20 protein-coding genes and 1 tRNA gene are annotated in these 21,433 nt (G+C 58.3%); 12 read left to right on the top strand and 9 right to left on the bottom strand.

The window, feature by feature from the left end:
• On the bottom strand, positions 1–1,941 hold the full coding sequence (locus ACYQ14_RS08155) for an ATPase, T2SS/T4P/T4SS family (RefSeq protein WP_459886922.1): 1,941 nt from the start codon (positions 1,939–1,941) through the stop codon (positions 1–3).
• 50 nt (positions 1,942–1,991) lie between these two features.
• Positions 1,992–2,456 carry a DUF7311 family protein gene (locus tag ACYQ14_RS08150; protein ID WP_459886919.1) on the bottom strand — a complete coding sequence of 155 codons (465 nt, stop codon included), beginning with the start codon at positions 2,454–2,456 and terminating at the stop codon, positions 1,992–1,994.
• A 148-nt stretch (positions 2,457–2,604) separates the two neighbouring features.
• On the opposite strand from ACYQ14_RS08150, the gene ACYQ14_RS08145 reads away from it, so the two are divergent.
• The 4 genes from ACYQ14_RS08145 (at position 2,605) to ACYQ14_RS08130 (ending at position 8,564) form a co-directional block, all read left to right on the top strand.
• Positions 2,605–3,660: an ATP-binding protein gene (locus ACYQ14_RS08145; protein WP_459886916.1), complete on the top strand. Its 1,056-nt coding sequence runs from the start codon at positions 2,605–2,607 to the stop codon at positions 3,658–3,660.
• Positions 3,661–3,940: 280 nt separating this feature from the next.
• On the top strand, positions 3,941–4,408 hold the full coding sequence (locus tag ACYQ14_RS08140; RefSeq protein ID WP_459886913.1) for a DUF7285 family protein: 468 nt from the start codon (positions 3,941–3,943) through the stop codon (positions 4,406–4,408).
• A complete protein-coding gene (locus ACYQ14_RS08135) occupies positions 4,408–5,472 on the top strand; it encodes a DUF7284 family protein (protein ID WP_459886910.1) in 1,065 nt (354 codons plus the stop codon). The genes ACYQ14_RS08140 and ACYQ14_RS08135 overlap by 1 nt, the downstream gene beginning before the upstream one ends.
• On the top strand, positions 5,469–8,564 hold the full coding sequence (locus ACYQ14_RS08130) for a DUF7286 family protein (protein ID WP_459886907.1): 3,096 nt from the start codon (positions 5,469–5,471) through the stop codon (positions 8,562–8,564). Before ACYQ14_RS08135 ends, ACYQ14_RS08130 begins: the two co-directional genes overlap by 4 nt.
• A 70-nt stretch (positions 8,565–8,634) precedes the next feature.
• Here the strand turns inward: ACYQ14_RS08130 and ACYQ14_RS08125 are convergent, their stop codons facing one another.
• Both ACYQ14_RS08125 and ACYQ14_RS08120 read right to left on the bottom strand, forming a co-directional pair.
• On the bottom strand, positions 8,635–9,891 hold the full coding sequence (locus tag ACYQ14_RS08125) for an outer membrane protein assembly factor BamB family protein (protein ID WP_459886904.1): 1,257 nt from the start codon (positions 9,889–9,891) through the stop codon (positions 8,635–8,637).
• A 219-nt stretch (positions 9,892–10,110) separates the two neighbouring features.
• A complete protein-coding gene (locus ACYQ14_RS08120) occupies positions 10,111–10,305 on the bottom strand; it encodes a cold-shock protein (protein WP_283834922.1) in 195 nt (64 codons plus the stop codon).
• 306 nt (positions 10,306–10,611) lie between these two features.
• Here ACYQ14_RS08120 and ACYQ14_RS08115 point away from each other — a divergent pair, with 306 nt between their 5' ends.
• The 3 genes from ACYQ14_RS08115 (at position 10,612) to ACYQ14_RS08105 (ending at position 13,751) form a co-directional block, all read left to right on the top strand.
• The gene (locus ACYQ14_RS08115) at positions 10,612–11,334 is read left to right on the top strand and encodes a queuosine precursor transporter (protein WP_459886901.1); all 723 of its coding nucleotides are present in this window, start codon (positions 10,612–10,614) and stop codon (positions 11,332–11,334) included.
• Positions 11,335–11,427: 93 nt separating this feature from the next.
• A complete protein-coding gene (locus tag ACYQ14_RS08110) occupies positions 11,428–12,525 on the top strand; it encodes an aminopeptidase (protein WP_459886898.1) in 1,098 nt (365 codons plus the stop codon).
• A gap of 611 nt (positions 12,526–13,136) precedes the next feature.
• Positions 13,137–13,751, top strand: a complete 615-nt coding sequence (locus ACYQ14_RS08105) for a DUF309 domain-containing protein (RefSeq protein WP_459886896.1) — start codon at positions 13,137–13,139, stop codon at positions 13,749–13,751.
• Positions 13,752–13,799: 48 nt separating this feature from the next.
• Here ACYQ14_RS08105 and ACYQ14_RS08100 read toward each other — a convergent pair whose 3' ends face one another.
• Both ACYQ14_RS08100 and azf read right to left on the bottom strand, forming a co-directional pair.
• Entirely contained in the window at positions 13,800–14,105 is a 306-nt protein-coding gene (locus tag ACYQ14_RS08100) for a hypothetical protein (RefSeq protein WP_459886894.1), read from the bottom strand.
• A 182-nt stretch (positions 14,106–14,287) separates the two neighbouring features.
• Positions 14,288–15,031 carry an NAD-dependent glucose-6-phosphate dehydrogenase Azf gene (gene azf, locus ACYQ14_RS08095; RefSeq protein WP_459886891.1) on the bottom strand — a complete coding sequence of 248 codons (744 nt, stop codon included), beginning with the start codon at positions 15,029–15,031 and terminating at the stop codon, positions 14,288–14,290.
• Between the two features lie 178 nt (positions 15,032–15,209).
• On the opposite strand from azf, the gene ACYQ14_RS08090 reads away from it, so the two are divergent.
• Positions 15,210–15,572: a dihydroneopterin aldolase family protein gene (locus ACYQ14_RS08090; protein WP_459886888.1), complete on the top strand. Its 363-nt coding sequence runs from the start codon at positions 15,210–15,212 to the stop codon at positions 15,570–15,572.
• Positions 15,573–15,727: 155 nt separating this feature from the next.
• A complete protein-coding gene (locus ACYQ14_RS08085; RefSeq protein ID WP_459886885.1) occupies positions 15,728–16,144 on the top strand; it encodes a DUF5790 family protein in 417 nt (138 codons plus the stop codon).
• 109 nt (positions 16,145–16,253) lie between these two features.
• Here ACYQ14_RS08085 and ACYQ14_RS08080 read toward each other — a convergent pair whose 3' ends face one another.
• Positions 16,254–17,009: a creatininase family protein gene (locus tag ACYQ14_RS08080; RefSeq protein ID WP_459886883.1), complete on the bottom strand. Its 756-nt coding sequence runs from the start codon at positions 17,007–17,009 to the stop codon at positions 16,254–16,256.
• A gap of 144 nt (positions 17,010–17,153) precedes the next feature.
• On the opposite strand from ACYQ14_RS08080, the gene ACYQ14_RS08075 reads away from it, so the two are divergent.
• Entirely contained in the window at positions 17,154–17,498 is a 345-nt protein-coding gene (locus ACYQ14_RS08075; protein ID WP_459886880.1) for a DUF5789 family protein, read from the top strand.
• Positions 17,499–17,624: 126 nt separating this feature from the next.
• Here the strand turns inward: ACYQ14_RS08075 and ACYQ14_RS08070 are convergent, their stop codons facing one another.
• The gene (locus tag ACYQ14_RS08070) at positions 17,625–19,631 is read right to left on the bottom strand and encodes an ABC transporter ATP-binding protein (protein ID WP_459886877.1); all 2,007 of its coding nucleotides are present in this window, start codon (positions 19,629–19,631) and stop codon (positions 17,625–17,627) included.
• 99 nt (positions 19,632–19,730) lie between these two features.
• The gene (locus tag ACYQ14_RS08065; RefSeq protein WP_459886875.1) at positions 19,731–20,222 is read right to left on the bottom strand and encodes a DUF192 domain-containing protein; all 492 of its coding nucleotides are present in this window, start codon (positions 20,220–20,222) and stop codon (positions 19,731–19,733) included.
• Positions 20,223–20,284: 62 nt separating this feature from the next.
• Between ACYQ14_RS08065 and ACYQ14_RS08060 the strand changes: the two genes are divergently transcribed.
• Both ACYQ14_RS08060 and ACYQ14_RS08055 read left to right on the top strand, forming a co-directional pair.
• Positions 20,285–20,358, top strand: a tRNA-Val gene (locus tag ACYQ14_RS08060).
• 249 nt (positions 20,359–20,607) lie between these two features.
• Positions 20,608–21,402 (top strand): hypothetical protein, encoded by a 795-nt coding sequence (locus ACYQ14_RS08055; protein ID WP_459886872.1) that lies wholly within the window; start codon positions 20,608–20,610, stop codon positions 21,400–21,402.
• Positions 21,403–21,433 lie beyond the last annotated feature (31 nt).

Here is a 21,433-nt window from a genome sequence, read left to right as displayed (position 1 = left end):
CTACGCGATATGACGGCTCGCGTAGGCCGCAGCCACCTCCTGGGGATCCGTTCTCCCGTCTTTGGCCAGCGACGAAATAAGATTCGTTCGCGATTCGATCGCTGCTCGAACGTCTGCATACGCTGCTGTTGGGCCGGCTAGTCGATCGACGAGTCGGCTCTCTCCGCGGCCGATCCGACCGGTCGAGGTCGCCTGCTCTCCCTCGAGCGCGTACAGCGGTTCGAATCGGATGTCGTCGCCGCTTCCGATCACCTCCTCGATCCTGGCGAGACGCCGCTTTTTCCCCTCACCGGTCCGATAGCTCTGTACAGTTACGACGAGGTCGGTTGCACCGAATGAGGATGGTTCGACCTTCAGGTCGGAAACGACGCGTTCGTAGACGTCAGCGGCACCGTCTCCGTGAATCGTCCCGAGGACCGCGTTGGCGTTCGCGCCGACGCGCATCGCCTCGTACAGGACGCGAGCTTCTTCGCCTCGGATTTCGCCGACGACGAGTGCACCGTCGCCGAGTCGAAGCGCGGTTCGAAGCGCCTCAGCAGGCGATATCTCGGGCCCGTCCCCCAGACCCGTTCGAAGCGCTTGCACGTCGCGACCGACGGACTGGAGCGGATCGACGGGCAGTTCGGGTGTATCCTCGATGACAACTGTCCTCGTATCCGGCGTCAGTTCGTAGAGCAACGTTCCGAGGAGCGTCGTCTTTCCGGCCCCGCGAGTTCCCGCGATAAGCGTTGCCGCGTTGCGTTCGATCGCGACCGAGAGAAACGCCGCCACCGATGCGGACATCGTTCCGTTTTCGACGAGCGCCGGCAGCGTGAACGTCTCGTCGGCCTGTTCCCGGAAGGCAAACGCGATCCCGTCCGCAACCGGGTCGGTGACGCCCGCGATGCGGACGCCCGTTCCGTTCTCGAGATCAGCCGTCGCATCGACCGTCGGCGCCGCGCGAGAAAACGGACGCCCGCTGGTTCGGCGAACGCGGGACGCGAGCGCTTTCGACCCGCCGGAGGTCAGATAGATGTTCGTCGCCATCGATTCACCGTCGACGACGACCCGAATTGGATTCTGCGAGACCGGCGACGTGGCGTAGACATCGGTGATTCGCGGATCCGCAAACAGATCCTCGAGAATCCCGTAACCGCTCGTGTGTTTTCTGAGAACGCTGGTTAACAGCGGATCGACCGGTTCGTCGCTCACCGATTCGATAGCCCGCGACGGAGCGCGGTCGCCATCGACGTTACCGTCCGCGATCGCTTCGTACCCCTCCAGAAGGATCCTCGTCTGCTCGCCTAACGAAAGGTCGACGACTTCGAGTTCGTACAGCGGGACGCTGTCGTCCCTCGAATAGATCCGTGCCGTAGTACCTGTCTCGAGCGTTCGGATGTCCCGAAGTTGTGCGGAGTCGCTTACCGACGGATCGACGAAGTAGTGTGCGATCGACGGCCCGCCCAGCGGCGTCAGGATATCGTCGTAGTTTTCGATCCCCATCGAACTCTCGAGTAGGCCCGATTCGACGCCGATGTCGGCAATTTCGCCGATGCGTCCTTCGAGTTCGACGGCTACGTCGAGCGGATCTTCGGTCGCTGTATCGGCCAATCGCTCGTCACGTTCACCCACAAGTTCGATGAATCGGCCCGCTGCGGCGAGCACTGCGACGCCACGATCGGGATACCGATACTCGAGTCCGTTCGAGCGAACGAGGATGGACGTCGCCTCGCGGTCCTCGAGCGCTTCGATAACGGTTCGTCTGCAGGCGCTCGATTTGGCGAGTTCACCCGAACAGTTGTTCGCATCGACGAGTAACGTCCGTTCGTCGAACTCAACGTCACAACAGCAGACACTCGAATCGTCTGCCGAGCGAGAGAAGATTTCGGACAACCCGAACGCGCCTGCGACCCACTGGGGGCAAAGAGATCGCACGGAAGGCGGTGAGGCGTTCTTCGACATGAGCCGGTCTCCTTCGGCTTCGGTTTTAAACTCTCGGTGGATCTCCGTTGTCACGGATAACCGAGGGTAACAACGGGATCGCCTGCCGCATCGGTCTCGAGTCGGAGGACGACTGTCGTTTCCTCGCCGCTGCCGCCGAGCTCGACCGTTTCGTTTTGCGTTGAGTCTTCGGAGACGATCGGTGCGTCGATCGTTTGCTGGCGTTCGCTCCGTCCATCGACGCTGTAGGAGACGATGCTCGTCTCGTTGTGAACGCGATCGATACGGACATAGTCAGCAGGAACTGTTGTCAACGAGTCATCCGGAAACGCGAGTGTGACCGTCCGCTGCGGAGCGAGCGCACCGTCGTGGGAAACCTCTTCGTTCTCGAAGAGCGAAACCGTTGCGTCCTCGAGATCGCTTACGTCACCCTCGAGTTGTCGCTCGGTTTGGACGCCAGCAACGAGATCGATTGCCGGAACCGATAGCACGAGTAACGCAACGGCGAGAATCACCGCGAGAACGTACCTGATCATGTCGTATCAGTCCCGGCGACCGATTCGCTCGGTCTGGTTCATGCAGTCTGTGGATGCGTTTTCCTACTTAAACTCGTAGAATTCTGGAAAAGCTATCGGAGCACCACGAGAGCGACAGTTCATAACGGAGAAATCGTCAACGCTCGGTATGAGCTTCGTAATCGGCCGAGGTGCGGACCTCGAGGACGGCCCCGTCGGCCACCTCGGGAGTTATCGTGCCCTCGATGGCAGTACTGGCGCTGATCTCCACCTCGATCTGGATGGCCCTCACGCGATGTTAATCGTCGGAAAACGCGGGTACGGAAAGTCGTTCACGCTCGGTGTCGTCGCGGAAGCACTCTCCCGAGCACCCGGTGTCTCACCAGTCCTCATCGATCCGATGGGCGTTTTCGAGACGCTTGAGGCACCAACTGAGAGAGACACTGTCTCTGCAACCGTCCTCGAGAGCCCGACCGTCGATCCGGGCGTGCTCGATCCAAAATCGTGGTGTACGTTGCTTGGCCTGAGTCCCGAAAGCGGCGCTGGCGGGCTACTCTGGCGTGGCGCACAGGAAACCGAAACGATCGACGAAATGCACGATCACATCGAGCAAGCCGATGCCCCACGTTCCGATGTGCGAGCGGCGAACAATCATCTCGGCCTCGCATCGTCCTGGGGTATTTTCGATACTGATGGTATCACGCCGGCGGACCTCGCCGGACCCGAAGTAACTGTTATCGACGTCTCTGGCATCGATTCCGCACCGATGAACGCGATCTGTCGAGCAGTTGCAGAGGCGCTGTACAGCGCTCGAGTGACCGATTCGATCGACCGGTTACCGTGGCTCCTGATCGACGAAGCGCACACGTTTTTCGACGGTGTCGCCGCCCCGGCACTCGAGACGATACTGACGCGCGGTCGAGCACCGGGCGTGAGCCTCGTTTCGGCGACCCAGCGACCGAGTTCCGTCCCCGATGTCGGCATCTCTCAGTCCGACATCATCGTCTCTCACCGACTTACGTCCCGGACCGACCTTGAGGCGCTCGAACGCGCTCAGCCGACGTACGTAAACGCCACGCTCGAGGAGCGGATGCCCGAAGATCCGGGGGAAGTCATCGTGATCGACGACGCAACTGAGACCACCCACGCCGCGCGGATACGGTCGCGAGAAACGCCACACGGTGGGGATAGTCCGCGTGCAAGTCACGTATTCCCGGAGAACTGAACTGAGACACGGCGATCGTGCCAATCTCGATCGGCGCTATAGTTTAAGTACCAAACCGGAACCAACGCCGGTATGAATCGCGACGTCGATAATGCTGTAAACGGTGGCTCGCTGGTAACCGCCGTAGCCAGGTTCCTTTTACTGACGTGCTTTTCGAGTCGCTCGCGAACCCGAGCAGTTGCCGATAGCTCGTTTCTATCCAAGAGCGCGACAACAAACGGCGTCGACGACACTGCTACTCCCGCTCTCCGTGACCGAAACACTCTCCTGAGAGGTGGCTATGTTATTCCGTCGATCGAATAGGGGCCAAACTGAGCCACTCGCTGCCCTCGTTGCCGTCTCCGCGTTCATCGTCGGAATCGGAATTTACGGCGTGTACGTCACCGACACGCTGCCGGGGACGAGCGATCGAACGCAGGAAGAGACAGCCATCGATCGAGTTTGGGCTGACCTCGAGGAAAGCGCCACGTTCTACGCTCACGACGAATCCCAAAACGTTGCGAGCGAAATCGAACCGACATCGATCCCGAACGGGGAGAACATGGCCGTTTCCGTCGAGGTACACACAGACGGGGGGCCAAAGCGGATTGCCGAGGCGCAGTTCGATGCCGACGGAGACGCACGTTCGCTCGAGAACGCCGACGAACCGCCCCAGGACGCCGGCGTCGCTGAGCGGTTGGTTCCGGTAACGGTGGATCGCCAGGCGGCAGTTCGAGCTGGAACGCTCCGAGTCGAGGTGTGGTCTTGATGAGGGGTGCGTCAAATCGTGGCGTGAGTACCGTCGTGGATATCACACTCGCGTTACTCTTGATTAGTGCGAGCGTGCTGTTGATCGGGTTTCATCTCGACAGCTCCGATGAACCCGTACCGGATGATCGCGCCGATCAGGTTCTCCAGAGTTTGAGTGCGACGACCAGCTCCGTCCTGTACGATATCACCGAGGAGAACGGGGCAGGCGTTTCGACGCTCGAGAGCGAGAACTTCGAGCCTCCCGGGGACCTCGATTCGGCGGAACGCGAATCGGTCTACGAAGTTACAACGTATGGCTCTTCTATCGGCCTTCTCGCGGACGCGGCACTCGCGAATCTTCGGATCGACGGGAGCCAGCGCTTCACCTACGGAGATGCCTACGAAGACGCCGTCGATCACTCGATTCGGGGAACACACGTCGGCGGCGAGCATCACTTCTACGCAGTAGCGACGTGGGCTCCCTACGACGGCTCATCGCTCAACGGAACTGCGACGGCTGGCCGACAGCCACCCTCCACCGGTGACGTCTCGAGCGCGAGCACAACGGTTACGAGCGGCGTTCCGGAACTCGGCCCCGAAGAACTGGCGCGTGAGTTCGAACGCGAAGAAACGAGCGACGTTGGGACACCGTTCATCGACGATGCCGACACCGATGGGTTCGACGCCGTTGCAACCGTCGTCGCCGAGTCGATCGTCGAGGGCTATTTCCCGTTCGAAAACACCCAATATTCCCTCGAGTCTTCACTCACCGAACGTTCGGTAACGGTCTACAACTACAAACAACTGGCAGATTCGGTGGACGTGACTGTCGACGACCACATTAGCGGGACCTCGCCTGATACGGCGACAGCAAACGAAACGCTCGTGGGGGATATCGACGCCGACAATGGACTTGGCGATTGGATCGCGACAGATATGCGAAACGGACCAGTCGGCGAGCAGATTATCCATACCTGGAACGACTCAACTGCGGACAACGTCGTCGAACGGCTCGAGGAGACGTTCGAGGAAGTCACTTCGCCGGAGACGATCGACGTGACGGTTCAGGCGTGGGATCCATGAGTGGGCGTAGACGAACTCGCGGATCAGTTTCGATAGATCTCGATGATCGCGGGCGAGTTCCCTTCGCGCTAATCGCCGTGTTGCTCTTGCTCTCGAGCGTGATGATCGTTGCAACGCTCGAGACTCGGCCCGACCCGACTACCGATCGAGACACGGAGATTGCGATGGATCGAGCCGTGGCGCAAGCCCAGGGAGAGCTTCGGACCGCGGTTCTCGAGGCGAGTTATCGGGCTGGAATGGCACCGATCAACTCCTCTGCAGAGAGCGAAGTCGATGCGATCGCCGATGCCGACGACCAAGACGAACGGTTCGAGAGCTACGTTAAACTGCTCGTTTATCTGGAAGCGACGGACACACTATCGAACGCAGGTGGCGACGTTCGGTCGGATGTCACGGCGAACGTGTCGATCCCCGCTGTCACATCATCCGGAGATGACGAGTCGATCGATCCGGACGAAGCGATCGATCGGGTCGATCTCGAGATCGGCCATTTCGATGCTGATGTCGAGACAGGAACCGTCGCGGCGACGGTCGACGCGGTCGAATTCCGCGTTTCCCGAAACGGAGGCACGGAGGTCGAACAGAGTCGTCCAGTTACAGTAAGTGTCGGGACGCCAGTTTTCGAGCTAAATGACCGGCTCACCGAGTACGAAACCCAACTGAACAGCGGGTTCTTCGACGAATCGATCGGCTCGAGTATGGATGGTCTTGGCCAGCATCTGGGCGCTCGCCTCTACCCGTTCGCCTACTTCAAAGCCGGTTGGGATCGGATGCAACCGACTCGAGGACCCGATCAGCACGATTTTGAGGAGGTAATCGACGTCAAGCACACTGAAGTTCTGGCAAATCACGCGATATTCGACGTCCAGAACGACGTCTTCGGAACGCAAGACCCGTATGCGGACCGAACGATGCGACCCGGATTCATCTGTCTGGCTACGCAGATCGGCACCGATCTCGCGGGTGGCGATAGTTCCGACGGAACCGAACAGCTCGTCGATCAGGCCGAGGCCGACATCGGCACCGATGCTGAGGAGGTCGAAGATGGGACGGTAATTGACGATGTCGAAGAACAGCTCTGTGACGGCGGCGAAGTACAGGAGTGGCTGTTCGGAGACGAAGCAACCGGTGAGCTCCCTGATATGCCGGATCTGTCCGACCTCCTCGTCGACGGGCTCGGTGAAATGGACGTGATGGACGGAACGGAGGAGGTGCCACTCGAGGATGTCGCTCAGGCAGCGTACATGGAGTACTCCGTCGAAGAAGCCCAAGACATCGTCGGGTGGATGGAAGACCGGACGAGCGATGAGGTGGCTGAGGGGAATATCGCGCCCGAAACCGACATCGACGACGGGGACCTCCCGGCCGGAGACGACGAGTACGATCGGAGCGTCCGGGACATCGTCGAGGAACTCTATCAGGTCGACCTCGAGCGTGAAACCGAATCAGTCCACGTTTCGGGTGGCATGCCAGATGCCGATTCTCCCGATGATCGAGCCAACTACACCGAATCCGACGACACGACCGTCGTCGATTCCGTTTCGGACATTCACGTCGATCACGACACGTTCGAAGACGGCGACTCGAGCGATCGAACCCTTCACGAAGTTAGCGCGGCGGCCGAACTCGATCTCGAGCGCTCTCAAACGTGGGAATCCGACGACACGGAGAACGTGACACCACGGACGAAGACGTTCACTACCGACCGAACGGTGTCTCTCAGCGCGGATATCGTCGTCGATGGCGAGTACGGGTTCGATCGGCAAGGCGAGTACTACGACCGTGATGAGTTCCCGGTCGAGGACCGTCCGATAGAGAGCGACTACGAGTCGGGGTACACCGACAATGACGGCTGGCGAGATAATTTCGAGGAAGGATTCAAATCCGGAATCACGGCGTTGACCACGGCGGAGACCAACGGTTCGGTACGCGCCGACTTTGCCGATGGCCTCGAGTCGCTCGAGGGCGAGACGATTTCCTCGACAGAGACACTCGAAGACGACACGGAAGCGATACTGCTAGACGGCGGTTCGTCGGAGACGGTCGAGTTGGACGACCTCAAACCGGATTCAGAAGATACTCTCATCAAGGAGGTTCGATCCGACCTCGAGGAGACCCACCACGGATTCCTCGAGGTCATCGACGAACACCCCTTCGAGGTCGAACGAACCGAGATGATGGAGACGCCGACGCCACCCGAACGAGCGATCGAACACGTGAAGAACGAATACGAAGACGACTTCGTCTATGACGAACTCGAGGGCGAAACTTACGAAACGCCGGCGGCGGAGACCATTGCCCAGGTGCGAAAGGCGTACTTCGATCGACTCTATTACTGGCTCGAACTCGTCGCAGAGCCCTACGAAGACGGGTTAGACGAGATGGGCGAACACGTTGACGACGCTGGTGGGAGCGGCATGGACGCACTCGATGACGTGCTCGGATTCACTCAGGATGCATTAAACGCCGACGTGGACTACGACCCGGACGATATCGAGGGATCGCCGGTGCTCAAGGATGCCCAGTTCGAAGCCGCTGGGTCGCCGACGTATTTGACCGCAGAAAACATCAGCGAGGACAGGGATCCGGCGGTACGTCCGGAAGACGATACGATCACCGACGTAGGTGGCGAAACCGAACACGCCCCGATGGCGATACACACGGACAATCGTGTCGGATGGCCCGGCGTACCGCTTATCCCGTACCCACCGGCGCTATACCTCGCACAGCTCAACAGCTGGAACGTCGAGGTACGCGGCGAATACGCCCGATTCGAGGTGAGCGCGACCGTCGGCGACGCCTCGAGTGGCGACCGTCTGTCGTTCGTCCGTGAACACCGACCGATCGAACTGGAACTCGAGGATGGCGAGAAAATCACCGTTGGAGCGAACAATCCCGTTGATTTCGAGAGTACGATTGAAGTTATCGTGATGATGCCTGGTGGTGTGATGGGGAGTGGTGGGGTTCCGAGTGTGGCGGATCCTGGTGAATCTATAGATGATGGGATCGAACATTGTTCACCAACATGGGGTTTTGTTGGCCCAGATTACAATTCAAGTAGCGTTACTGAGTTAGAGTGCCATCCAGAATAGTTATATGCGTATAAAGTAAGATGATATATCTAATATTATATATATATATTATAAATAACTATATTGGCATCTATCTATACAGCACAATTGTGTTATCAGAATTATCTGCATAAAGTAATGAATCTTCAAGAACTATTGGGCCGGTTGGAAGTCCCGTCAACGTTGATTCCATTTCCCAATTTTTCTCACCAGTTTCTGGATTCAGAGCATTAATAATACCAGGTGAATTTACCGTTCCTGGTGTCCAGACGTAGAGTGTCTCACTAGAAATTGGCATTCTCCAGCTTGTTCTTCCTTTCAATCTTCTATTCTCCCATTCAGAAACCCGCTCTCCAGTTTCACTGTTTAAAACTGGCACTTCGGGAAGTTCTGTAGGTACATATACTCTACCATCATAAACTGTGGGTTGAGCAGGTCTAGTGTTCGATTCTGAGAAGTCATATAGGCTCTCCACATCACCAGATTCTATTTCAATTGAGATAACTTCCATATCCTTCACTGTATAAATTGTACCGTCAACAATACGAATATCCGGCTCTGCGCCACGAACATCGTTAATCGCTTGGTTCCATAGGTTATCTCCTGAACTCCTTTCATAACCCTCGAGTAGAAAATCTTCGTCCCCTTTACGAGTCGCTACAATAATTCGTTCGCCATCAATAGCTAACGTTTCAATTTCATCAGAGGCTTGGATTTCGAGAACCTCTTCTCCTGTCTCTTCATCGATTCCGTATAGATATTCATCTGTTCGACCGTAGATTGTTTCTTCGTAGATTCGCAAATTAAATAGTGTGTCGTGATCACTCGTCCAGAGTTTTTCCCCACTGTGTTCTAACGCTTCAACACCATCACCGGATACGTAAACTGCAGTATTCGAGACCGCAGGTGTAAAGATTGTATTCTCTTCTCCACGAAGATCTCCCCACTCATTTGGCTCATGCTCCCACAACGTCTCTCCATCTACGAGATCTATTCCATGGTATTTCCCCCCACGCTCACCAACAAAAACAGTCCTGTTTGCTACCACGGGGACTGTAGGACTGCTATCAACTTCCACTGACCACTTTTCTTCTGGTTCACCCTCGGGGCCGCTGTTCGGTGCAACTGCGGTATTAGCCGCATCGTAGTGGGCCATCGGCCAGACACCGTACTCCGCGTTCTCCTCGTCAAACTCACCGGGGCCGTCACCGCTCCCATCGTCTCCATTCTCGCCATCGTCGTTCTCATCATCAGCCGTACAACCCGCAAGGCCAGCTACTCCAGCCGTCGCACCGGCACAGGTCGCCAGCAAGCGACGGCGGGTCTGCGTCGATCGACCGTCCATCATGTTTCTCTGAAATCACCTATACTAAATAATCTTTCCGGGATTAATATAGAATATTGATATTAGTCGAACGAACGGTTCCTCGAGTAGCGTCTCTCAAATTGAGTTACTCGAGAGTACCGTACCAGTTGCTGAGTTCGTTGTTCCTCGAGCGGTCAAAAATAAACCCAACGGTAGAAGGGTTATGAAAGTTGAAAATCCGGCTACTGAACGCGGACCCGTTTACAAGCGGGTGACGTTGGTTGCGCGGGGACCTTTCGGTGCTTGTTCGATGTCGAATTCGATGTCTGTGCCTTCTTCGAGGTCCGGGCCGCCAACGTCTTCCATGTGGAAGAACACGTCGTCGTCCGCGTCGTCTGTCTCGATGAAACCGTAGCCGCCTGTGTCGTTGAAGAAATCAACGTTGCCTTGCGCCATTACGATTATACCAAACCACACGACCCGTATAACAGTTACGTTATAGGATTCCTTTCGAATCGGAGATGATTGTTCTTCGAAGGTCGAGAACCCTCGAAAATAGCTCGCATCATCTCATGTTCGTCTATTATTTATATTGTGATATTACGTAGCTCAGAAAGCAGAAATATGATCTCTGCCCTCCCTCGACCTGCTCTTTGTTCGCTGCCGTTTCATACCTTGGTAATACCGTGATAGGAACGAACGCATCCTCACGGGCGTTTTGAATAGTATCGTTTAGGTAACTCGACCGGATAGCCGACGAGCATGACAACGACTCGAGCCACCCCGTCGATTGCGCAGGTGGCACTGATCGGACTTTTCGTCACCGCGCTCGTGACGGCCCAGTTGACAGCGTCGAAAATCCTCGCGTTCGAACTCCCGTTTGCAATTCCGATCACGGGTGCGGAACTCCTGCTTCCTGGCGCGGCACTCGCCTACGCGCTAACGTTTCTCGCGAGCGATTGTTACGCTGAACTGTATGGACGGAAAGCGGCCCAAATCGTTGTCAACGTTGCGTTCGCGATGAACTTCGTCGTTCTCCTGTTGGTCTGGTCGACGATCATCGCTCCGGCGTCGGAAACCTCACCCGTCGCCGCCGGCGAGTTCGCCGCCGTTCTCGGTCCCGCAGCGAATATCGTCGCGGGAAGTCTGCTCGCGTATCTCGTGAGTCAAAACTGGGACGTTATCGTTTTCCATCGGATCCGCGAGTACACCGACGGCGAGCGACTCTGGCTTCGGAACATCGGCTCTACGGCCAGCAGTCAGGCGATCGATACCGTCATCTTCGTCTCCGTCGCGTTCGCGATTGCACCGCGGCTGTTCGGCGTGGGGGTTGCTATTCCTCTCGAGGCCGTGCTTGGTCTGATGATCGGTCAGTACCTGCTCAAACTGGCAATCGCCGTCGTCGATACGCCGTTCGTGTACGCTATCGTCGCGATCGTTCGCTCGCGCGACGGTGATGGCGTCGAGGAACCAGCTTCGGCGTAGCTCATCGCCTTCTTTGCGGTCCAGCCGAATTCTGTCGGTGATTCGTCTCGAGTCGATCCGTACGATTTAGTGAGCCCCGGCCAACCCACGGGTATGGACGAACGTGTACGCGACCACGCCGAAGTGCTGGTCGACTGGAGCGCTCGAGTCGAGGCCGGGGACGACGTCATCGTTTCGGTCGGCCCCGAAGCTCACGAGCTAGCCGTCGCGGTCGCGGAAAAGCTGGGAGAACGCGGCGCGAACCTGTGTGCGACCTATAGCTCAGGTGAGATAGACCGTGCGTACCTCCGCGCTCACGACGGCGATTTCGACGAGGATTCGGCCCATGAACTGGCCCTGTTCGAGAACGCCGATGTCTATCTCTCGCTTGGCGGTGGCCGAAACACGAGCGCGACTGCGGACGTGCCTGGCGAAACGCGTCAGGCCCACAGGCAGGCACGACAGGACGTTCGCGAGGCACGGTTCGATACTCGCTGGGTGTCGACGGTCCATCCGACGCGGTCGCTTGCACAGCAGGCGAACATGTCCTACGAGGAGTATCGGGCGTTCGCCTACGACGCGATCTGTCGCGACTGGGAGTCCCTGGCCGAGAAGATGAGCAACCTGAAGACGATACTCGATGAGGGGGAGGTCGTTCGACTCGTCTCGAGTGGCACTGATCTCACGATGCGAATCGACGACCGAACGGCGGTCAACAGCGCGGCGTCGGTCGCGTACGATTCGCACAACCTTCCCAGCGGAGAGGTGTTTACGGCACCCTACGCCACTGCGGGGGAGGTGACGTTCGACGTTCCGATGACGCTTCAGGGAGAAACGGTTCGAAACGTTCGCCTCGAGTTTACAGAGGGTGAAGTCGACGATTACGACGCCGAGCAGGGTGAAGCAGTTCTCGGTGATATCCTTGAGACGGACGACGGAGCTCGCAGACTTGGCGAACTCGGAATCGGAATGAATCGCGGTATCGATCGGTATACGGATAACATTCTCTTCGACGAAAAGATGGGCGAGACCGTCCACCTCGCGGTCGGACGCGCCTACGACGCCTGTCTTCCGGGGGGAGCCTCCGGCAACGAGTCCGCGGTCCACGTCGACTTGATCACCGACGTCAGCGAGGAATCCAGGCTCGAGGTCGACGGAGAGGTTATCCAGCGAAACGGGTTGTTCCGGTGGGAAGACGGCTTCTCCGGGTGACGCTCTTTTCGGGTAGACGGAGTCTGTGGTGTCCGATTTTGGCCCCGTGTTCTGGTGTAGCGTCGATTAGCCTTCTACTACCGTACCCTCGTTGGTAGGCTTCCAACCGAGTTGTGTCGCTAATCTGCTCTTACACGAAGTACAGGAGAAAACCCACGACTGTAGTCGTGTGGAGGGCGTCAATGGTGGCTTAACTGAATTTAGCCGTAGTGAACTCTCCGAACGGTCCGAGAAACGACTTCATAGTAATACCCAACCGTCTCTTCTCACGGAATACCGCCTGACCGGTGGCGGCCAGTAACCGGTGGGACGGCCGTACCGTCTCTTCCCGCGTTCGACAGTTGTCTGCCCGCCTTGCCGGAGGCGGTACATATCCGGCAGTACCCCCCCTTCTGTGGATCGTCTCTAAGATCGACGCTGAGTGATCTCTCTCGTTCGGGCGTGTCGCTCCCGTTCGGGCATATCGCTCTCGTTCGAACGTAGCGACCGTCCTCGAGTGAACCTACCGGCGAGGACGACGCCCCCTCTCCGCTGTCTGTGGCCGCCAGTCGTCGGATTTCGAGTCCCGTACCGTTTTCGGTGTCTGGAACCAATGACGGACAGGGACGACTATGCGAGAGTCACTCCGCGCCGGGATCGCCATCTACAACGACGGCGAGTTCCACGCCGCACACGACGCCTGGGAAGCACACTGGCTCGACCTCGAGGCCGGGACCGACGACGAGCAACTGCTCCACGGATTGATCCAGTTCACTGCGTCGGTCTATCACGCCCATAATGGGAACTGGGAGGGATGTACCGGACTGGCCCGAAGTGCTAGCGAGTACCTCGAGGAGCTCCCAGAGCAATATCGTGGCGTCGCTATCGAGGAATTTCGACCGTTTCTCGCCGACCTCGCCGCGGATCCGGAACTCCTCGAGCGACGACCACCGATCGATCTCGTTCACGAAGGATCCGTTCCTCGAGTGGCCGACCTCGAACCCGAAGCACTCGCTATCGCGGCACCTGTGCTGGCCGAAGAGTGGGGGTACGACGAGGCGGTTCTCGAGCAGGCGAGTTCGTACGTAGTACGTGATCTCGAGCGAGGGCGCGACGACAGTCGATTCATCTCGCTGTTGTACGATTTCGCCCGCGAAGCCGAGAACAGGGGGATCATCTACAGCCGACTCTCCGGCCACGTCGAGCGCAGGGCGGCGAAAGAATCCGACGTTGAAGGGCTGTTCTGAGCTCGAATCCGTCTTGCGCTGTTGGTTGAGTGCGTCTGGAGTCGTCGACTACTCTTCTGTCTTGACTTCCTCGCTCATCCATCGGATCGTCCCCTCGAGCATCTCCTGCAACGCCCGGGCATCCTCGAGTGTGAGTTCGACGTCCGCGTGGCCCGTGGCGTGGTCGCCCGCCATCGCGTCGACCGTAACCAGCAAGTGGCCGTTCTCAGCCGGCCGGACCGCGATGTCGGCGCGATCGGGGTGTTCGCGGGGTCCGCCGATCTCGAGGTCGTATTCGCCGCGTGTGACGCCAAACTGTACGCGACCGGGATTCGACAGATCGAACGAGTCCGTGGAATCGCCGTCGTCGCTCATGGTCGTCGATTCGTGTTCTCGAGACATAGCTGTATGCGTCGATCGTACGTACTGAAAACCGCGACCGAAACTGCGTCGGGGTCGGAGATAATCGTCGCTCTGAGCGTCGAGCAGCCCTCTTTCTCGAGTCGCTCTCCCGTTCGAAACTAGCCGTTTGTCAGCACCTTCCTTCTCAAGTCCGTCTAATCGTGATGGGCGGAGTTGTCCTGTGGCTCGTAGTCGAGGACCTCTCGAGCCCGCTCTAGTGAGTAGTACTTCCGATCGTTATCCGAGATGCCGTAGACGATTTCGTAGTCGTAGTCGGCCTGAATGCACCGATCGAAGAGGTGGGCGCAGTCGCGATAGGAGAGCCACATCGCCTGGCCGCGCTCGTAGTCGATCGGCGGGTGGCCTTGGGTGAGGTTGCCGATGCGAACCGAGATGACGGAGAGGTCGTGTTCGTCGTGGTAGTATCGACCGAGGGTTTCGCCGGCGGCTTTCGAAACCCCGTAGAGGTTGGTCGGACGGGGGAGTTCCGTGCCGTCGAGCAGGAATTCGTCGTCCGGGCGGTACATATCGGGCGTCCGCTCGTCGGTTTCGTACGCGCCGACGGCGTGGTTCGAGGAGGCGAAGACGACCTTTTCGACGTCCGTCTCGACCGCGGCCTCGTAGACCGTCCGCGTTCCGTCGATGTTGTTCGTCAGGACGCTGTTCCACGGCGCTTCCGGACGCGGATCGCCGGCCAGGTGGACGACGACGTCGATACCCTCCATTGCCTCGCGAACTGCGTCGTCGTCGGTGATATCGGCGACGACGAACTCGCCCGGGAGATCGTCGGTCGGCGGGTCACGATCGAGCAAGCGCCACTCGTAGGCTTCGGCGAGGTCGCCGAGGACCGCCTTCCCGACACGCCCCGACGCCCCCGTTAGCAGGACGGACTGTGCCATTCGTTTGGTGTGAAACACAGCGTCGATAAGTACCATGCGGTTCTGCGTCGGCGTGGGCAGGAACCAATTCCACCTATTGACGAACCCGCCTGCTCGAGTCACCGGTCGAAATCCCCTTATCAGGCCACATTCTTCCCCAATCGGAATTTCCTTCCCGACCACGTGCGAGTACTCGCACATGTCGACCGATACGAAACCGACGATCGCTGAGGAAGCCTGCTTCGAAGCCGGGATCAAGTTTGGCACACTCTACCATCAGTTCGCCGGAACGCCGATATCGCCCGATAGCGCACCGAGTCTCGCACGAGCGATGGAAGAATCGATCGAAAATCAACCGCACTGCCGGGACGTCACCGTCGACGTTCAAACCGAGGTCCTCGAGGCCGAACTCGCCGAGTCGACGGCGGACTACACCGAACTGACGGGGAGATTTCTCGAGGTCGAAATCGTCATCGACTACGAGGACTGTACGGTCGTGACCCGCATGGAGATGGAAGACGGCTATCCGCTGATGGCCCTCGAGTCGGTTCGCAAACACTGAGCGTTCGGGGACCGTTCGGAAAATCAACTCGCTCGACGGAGACGACGTTAGTTTCGAAACCAGCTCGCTATTTCGACAGTACCGTATTTCTTCCCCCGATTTTCACTTTCACTTTCGGGCTACCTTTTAACCCCGGGGCCCGCAAACGTGGTGACATGAGCCAAGCCTCGCTCGACGACGACGAACTGTTCGGCGAAGCCGCGACCGAAATGCGCGACGATGTCGAAGCCTCCCTCGAGGACGCCTGGGACGCCCTCCCCGACGCCGACGACGTCTGGGAGAGCGACGCCGACAACGTCCTCGGCGCGCTCAACGGACTCAAATCCGCGCTCAATGCCGGTGACGCCGAGGACCACCTCCGTGACGCCAAAAAATGGTTCACGATGGGCCAACGCGCCGACGCCTTCGACGACGCCGGCGATCTCGAGGAAGAAATCGCGGATGTCGAGTCCACGATCGAGGATATGTCCGAAGCGAGCGATCAGGTCGGGGAACTCACGTCGACGATTCCGGCACTCCGGGGTAGTCTCGAGAGCGCTGGCGAGGATGCGGAAGACGAAACTGACGAGTAACAGTACTGTTCGAGACGGGCGATTCCGACGCTCGAAAACCGAGCTAATCCTCTATCGAAGTGTCTGACTCTCCGCTCCGGACCAATTACTCACATCTGCTCTGTGCCGATCACTCACTCGATGGCGATGTTCGGCGTTCGGGATGCGTTACGTCTCGCCCGTCGATCGCCTCGAGCAGGCGTGCGAGGCTCGTTCCCGCGAGTTCGAGCAGTTCTTCACCCAGCCTTTCCTCACCCTGGGTTGGGTCGCCGACGACGCCGTTTTCGCTGAACTCCGCGGAGTCGTGAGCCAGATTTGTGTGGCTCACCCATTCGCCCCAGGATTCGGCGGCTTCGGCTCGAGCCGCCTCGAGTCGATCCGTCCGGACGAGTTCGGGTGCGATGTGTGATAGTAACGCCGTCTCGAGGGGGCCGCCGTGGCCCATCTCGCTCGCGTACTCGCCGACGGCCTCGAACCAGGTGAACGAAACGGCGTAGGCGTCCTCGGATCGCGAGATGTCGCTTGCGACTTCCCGGAGCGCATCGACGTTGCCGCCGTGGCCGTTGACGAACACGATTCGATCGAAGCCGTGCGACGCTAGACTCATCGTCGACTCGCGAACGTAGGCTCGGAACGTGTCCGGCGAGACCCACATCGTTCCCGAAAAATGGCGGTGTTCTTCCGCGATTCCAACCGGAATCGGCGGGGCGATGGCGACCTCTCCGTCGAAGCGCTCGACCCCTTCCTTTGCGACCGATTCGGCCGTGATGAAATCGGTTCCCAGCGGTGCGTGCGGGCCGTGCTGTTCCGTGCTCCCGACCGGGATGATCGCGAGGTCCGTCTCGCAGCCGGTGAGGTCCGTCCAGGTGGCCGACCTGAGTTCCATGCTCGTCTCGAGGGCGGGTTAGCCCTTGTATGCACCGCCCGGTTCGTCCGTATAGCGCCTCCCCAAAACTGGCGATGATCGGTCAGTTCCTGTTCGCGATGGCAGGCCAAAACGGTTTCCGGATGAATGGCGTATTTTCGAAGTATGACTGACGATAACCGCGAACTCGGCGTCGAACTGGGCGATCTCGGCGATCAGCTCGAGGACCGCGAGTACCCGGTCAGCCAGGACGACCTTCTCGAAGAGCACGGCGACGCGGAACTCGATATGGGCGAGGAGACCACGACGTTAGAAGAGATTCTCGAGCCGCTCAACGAAGACGAGTACGAATCCGCCGGCGAGGTCGAGCAGGCGATCATGAACATGGTCGGCGACGAAGCGATCGGGCGCAAGAACTACAGCGACCGAACGCCGCCCGCGCCGGGTGAGGATCGACAGGACGAGGGCGGCCCGGATCAGGAGGGCCAGCAAGGACAGGAATCGTTCTGAATTCCGCTTCCGCTTTCGAGGGTCGTCGTGGCCTATAAGAGTCGTCAGCGCTGGCCGTGACCTCCGTGAGGTCGTCGCGAAAACGTGTTTTTGCCGCCCGATTCAGTTCCTTCTCGTGCTTCGGACTCAATCGTCGGTATTCTGCGCTTGCGTTCGAGCGGTCCGACGCTGGGCGCGTTCGATGAACTCCTGTGGGAGTTCGTCGATCTCGCCGGCCTGAACGCCCCAGAGGTGAGCGTACAGTCCATCGTTCTCGAGCAGTTCCCCGTGGGTACCGCGTTCGATGATCTGTCCGCCCTCGAGAACGACGATCTTGTCGGCGTCTTTGATCGTCGAGAGGCGGTGTGCGATGGCGAACGTGGTTCGGTCTTCGGTGAGTTCGTCGATCGATCGCTGGATCAACATCTCCGTCTCGGTGTCGACGTCGCTCGTCGCCTCGTCCAGAATGAGGATATCCGGATCTTTCAGCACCGCGCGGGCGATGGCGACTCGTTGGCGCTGACCGCCGGAGAGTTTGACGCCGCGTTCGCCGACCATCGTGTCGTAGCCCTCGGGCAAGTTCTGGATGAACTCGTGGGCCTCCGCGGCTTTCGCGGCCTCGACGATCTCCTCCCGGTCGGCGTCGAAGGTGCCGTAGGTGATGTTCTCCTCGACGGTGCCGTAGAAGAGGAACGACTCCTGACCGACGTATCCCATGGACTGGCGAAGGCTCGCGAGCGACGCTTCGCGGACGTCCTGTCCGTCGATTCGAATCTCTCCCTCGTCGACATCGTAGAGCCGAAGCAACAACTTCAGAACGGTAGATTTCCCGGCCCCCGTTGGACCGACGAGCGCGACCGTTTCGCCGCCCGGAACCTCGAAGGAGATGTCGTCGATGATACGTTCTCCGTCCGGCGTCCGATCGGTTTCTTCGGCCTGTTCAACCCGTTCGCTCGACTCGGTTTGCTCCGGGGCGTCCTCGTAACTGAAGCTGACGCGGTCGTACTCGACGCGTCCCTCACTGACGTCGAGTTCGGTCGCGTCGTCGTCGCGTTCGATCCGACCCTGCTCGTCCATCAGCCCGAAGATGCGCTCGCTCGAGGCCTCGGCGCGCTGGTACATGTTGATGACCTGCCCGAACTGGGCCATCGGCCAGACGAGTTGCTGGGTGTACATGATGAACACGACGAACGTCCCGATCTCGAGAGTCCCCGTGAACGGCCCGGGTGCGCTGCCCATGAACACCCAGTAGCCGCCGACCACGAACGTGAGGACGAACCCGATACCCGAGATGAGTTGCAGTCCGGGGAAGAACTTGATCCGCAGCCAAATGGCTCCCCAGTTGGTGTCGTAGTACTTTCGCGAAACGTCGTTGACGCGGTCGGATTCGTACCCTTCCGTGTTCGAAGATTTGATCACGTTGATGCCGCCGAGGTTGTTCTCGAGTCGGGAGTTTACCTTCCCGACCGACGAACGGACGGCGGCGTACTTCGGCTGGATCTTCTTGACGAAGACGTAGGTGAAGACGGCGATCAACGGGACGGGTGCTAACGAGACCAGCGCCAGTTGCGGGTTGAGCCAGAACAGCAAGAACGTGATTCCGACGACCATCACGATCAGCCGAGTGGCCGAGTTCATGCCCTCGTTCAGAAACCGCTCGAGCTGGTTGACGTCGTTCGAGAGGACCGACATCATCTCGCCGGTTTGCTTGTTCGCGAAGAACTCCATATCCAGCCGTTGCATTTTGTCGTAGGTCGCGGTTCGCACGTCGTGTTGGACGTCCTGCGAGAAGGAGTTGAATCCCCAGTTTCGAAGCCAGTGGAAAATCGCCCCTAGTGCGAACGAGCCGGCGATTACGGCGACGACGAACACGAACTGTTCGTACTCCCCCGTCGGAAGCCACCCCTCCGGCAGGACGACGAGCGGGATCTGTTCGTGAAACGCCTGCTCGCCGAAGATCGAGTCTATCGCGACCGCAAGAAGCAAGGCTGGAAGCAGATCGAGCGCTCGTGCGAACACGCTCGAGATGAGCCCGACCGTCATCGAGAACCAGTACGGGCGGCCGAAGTCAAAGAGCAACCGTCGCATGGGACTGTCGGCTTGCTCCCGTTGTTCCTCGAAGGGATCGTCGTCCTCCCAGTCGACACTGCTCATTGAATTCGCTGAATGGTCCGCCGGCAATAAGCGTTACCTACGAATCGAAACATCAGTTCGTGAAACGCTCCAACTACCCGGACTCAATCGTTCTCGAGATTATTCGTATTCGATGTCGATATCGTCGCCGACGCCGATTCCGTGTTCGTCGGCGTAGCCGCTCCGAACTTCGAGGACCCACTGCGCCTGGCCCGAATACTCGAGGTCTTCGCCGTCCTCGTTGCCTGCCGGCGATTGAGCTTCGTGGATCGTCGTGATCTCCCCGTCGCTGTCGACGAAGAGGATGTCGATATCGAAATCCATCTCCCGCATCACGTAGGTCTGCTCGCTCTCGCGTTCGTGGACGAACAACATTCCCTCGTCGCCCTCGAGCGAATCGTGGTCGCTGAGTCCGGTGTAGCGCTCCTCCCAGGTGTCTGCAACTTCGGTGTCGACGGTCGCTCGCGGCTCGCCACTCTCGTCGGTGATCGTCACCGTCGCGTGATCGCTCGCCCAGGGAACGGCGAGGATTCCGACCTGAACGAGGACGAAGGCGACGACGAGTGCGAGCGCGACCACCAGAAGGAGTCTCGACGCACGATCCGTATCCATCACTGTCCTTTGCGCGACGAGAAAGTAAAGGTTATTCGCATGGGCCGGTTTCGGGTACGTACGGGCTCGTGGTCTAGCTGGTTATGACGCGGCCTTTACAAGGCCGAGGTCGGTGGTTCGAACCCGCCCGAGCCCACTACTCCTCTTCACGCGCTTGATTCGCAGTACGGCAGTCGATTTTACCACCCTTGCCCAGGGGGTATCGTCGTATGACCGAACCACGCTGTGCACGCGCCACCTCGCTGTCTAGCACTCATAGCCATGTTCGCGTTCCAGCAACCTAGTTCTTTCCCCTTTTCAACGAACTTGCATCGTCTGCTAAGCATATTTCTCACGTCTGCTGACTGGCGAAAGTGATATGAAAATGAAGTATGTATCAACCACTATGTCAGATGCTCCTGAGTTCTCAGACGAGTTTGTTGAGAACTTTCTAAATCACGTGTTTGAACTCTGGTTTGATGATGCGCTTGAGGAGAAGGATCTTGAACGTGCGGATTTCAGGAAAGGACAAGTGTTTCTGACAAGCCCCTTTGCACTCTCACAATTTGAGGATCTGAGTTCCGAGGATTCAGACGTTGAGGTTCGGGTGAACGATGATGCAGAGGTCAAGATGATGGCCCAACTGAAAGAGGGTGAATCAGTAGAAGCAGGAGACCAAATCTATGCAAATCAAATCAAGGGTTTTGAGGGAGTCGCTTTAGACGAAGAGCAGGAAGATTATGGACATGTAACAGTTGCAAGGAACGATGCGTTTGGGTGGATAATCAGCTTCAACTTCAGAAAAAACCGTTCGTACTACGAGCCGCTACTGGAGGCGACAGACCAATTTATTGAGACAGCAGAATACGCTAAGGAGAACAAATTATGGCGAGCATTCGTGGAAAATGCGTTCCATTCGGCGGAGCGGATGATGAAGATTGACGTGATTTTCATTGGGTGGAAGGCTGAACGTCACGGGGATGTTCAAGCCCGATATTCTGATCTTATTCAGATGGACATGGGGAATAAAGATCTATACAATGTATTCAATCAACTCAAAGGGAAATATCGATTTTCTGCTAGTTACGTAGATCCCCGTGGCGACGTAGATGAACGGGAGTTTGATTTCAGTGAGGAGGATGCGGATGACTTCCTTGAGACCATCAAGGAGCATAGAGACCATCTATCAGACGAGCTATGAGGGAAATTCCCGCCGTGTGAGTCGATTCCGC

The organism is Halostagnicola bangensis, from assembly GCF_054653435.1.
The sequence above is the reverse complement of the archived record's forward strand: the minus strand, read 5'-3'. Positions and strand labels throughout refer to the sequence as shown.